Origin of the sequence: Pseudoalteromonas sp. SR45-5, from assembly GCF_014163565.1 — a bacterium.
GTDB classification, from domain to species: Bacteria; Pseudomonadota; Gammaproteobacteria; order Enterobacterales; family Alteromonadaceae; genus Pseudoalteromonas; species Pseudoalteromonas distincta.
In genome coordinates, this window is record NZ_JACJDN010000846.1 from 1 (window position 1) to 1,369 (window position 1,369).

At 36.7% G+C, this 1,369-nt stretch carries 2 protein-coding genes; both read right to left on the minus strand.

Features of this window, described 5'->3' with window-relative positions; translation table 11 throughout:
* The coding region (locus tag H5072_RS19535; RefSeq protein WP_182694519.1) for a DUF3488 domain-containing protein at positions 1–674 on the minus strand (674 nt) is incomplete at its 3' end.
* The coding region (locus tag H5072_RS19540; RefSeq protein ID WP_182694520.1) for a DUF58 domain-containing protein at positions 674–1,369 on the minus strand (696 nt) is incomplete at its 5' end. The genes H5072_RS19540 and H5072_RS19535, both read right to left, overlap by 1 nt.

A 1,369-nucleotide genomic window follows, 5' to 3' on the forward strand; every position in this document is an offset into this window, starting at 1 on the left:
GGTTTTTCTTCGTTAAATTTAGCTCTAAATACAAGCTCGTCAGAATTTGAAAGCTTTGCAATATCGAATGGATCGACTTGTTCAGAAAGCCCTGTTTTAGCAAGCTTAGGCCCAGGAAGCTGCCAAAAGGCGGGCATTTTTGGCAAAAAAAGCAGTAAAAATATAGCTAAAGGAAGCGCTAAAAGTAGCAGTTTACCGCTTTGTTTAGAGGCTATTTTTAAATTATGTTTGGACTCGAGTAAGCCAAGTACTGCAAAGTTTAATATGTATAAACCACTTACAGTTAAAGTTGTTAAAATGCTTTGATTAAATAAATACACCGATGAGAGTGAAAAAAACGTAAGCGTTGTAATTCCATGATAGTGTTTTTTGGTTTTAGCCTGTAGCAGTTTAAATAAACTAGCAAGTAGCAGCATGGCCACAAATAAAATAACCGTATCCGACATGCCTACTGTGTAGAGCATTAAACCCAGTGACACACCTGCGAGTATATTTGCCAGCCAAGCATTTGGCTTTGGTTTATTACTCAGCGTTATGTAAAAGTTCCATGCACAAATAAGTGAAAGTACACCAACAAAAACAAGCGGTAAATGTGATACAAAAAATACAATCAAACATGCATATATAAAAGAAAGCGAATAATTTATTACTTTTTCGTTTTTAAGTATGTCCATTACACATCACCATTAAATGAGCATAAGAATTCTAAGCATTGCTGCTTATGTTGCTGTCCGGTATTTGTATTTATTGTTTTATTCGGTAGCTTTAATATAAAAGGGGTGTTTTTCTCGGTTGCTTCACACACTAAAAAGCATAACTGGCTTAACCTTTGTTCTGTATCTCCATTCATTAACGTAAAATCGAAGAGCGCATTCGCTGTTTTAAAGTCTACAAACTCTTTAACTAACAACTGCTGTGTCTTTGCGTAATGCTTCCACGACACTCTTTGCAAGCCCATCTCAGGTAAATGTGGGATAAGAGACTCAAACTCTTCGCTACCAGATTGTGTAGAAATACCTTTATCGGCTTGCTCATCAAGCATAGAAACATGCGCATCACAGTGAACCTGTTCAAGTGACGGGTACACAAATACTTCTTCTTGTAATTGAATGTAGCTCCAAACAGTTATCAAACCAAAGGGATAGTTACTCGCTATTTTAATACGTTGCACTGAGTACTTACCGCGTGAGCTGTAGGGTAAGTTGAGTGTGAGTACCTGAGGTTTACTATCAACTTGGCCGGTATGTTTGTGAGTTTGCTCACTACCTTGATATGTTAAATTAATAGATTGAGTTACTGAAGGGCTTTGTAATTCAAATACAATACTCGGTTTTTGAGGAGCGTAGCTGTTAAATGCATCTTTAAATTT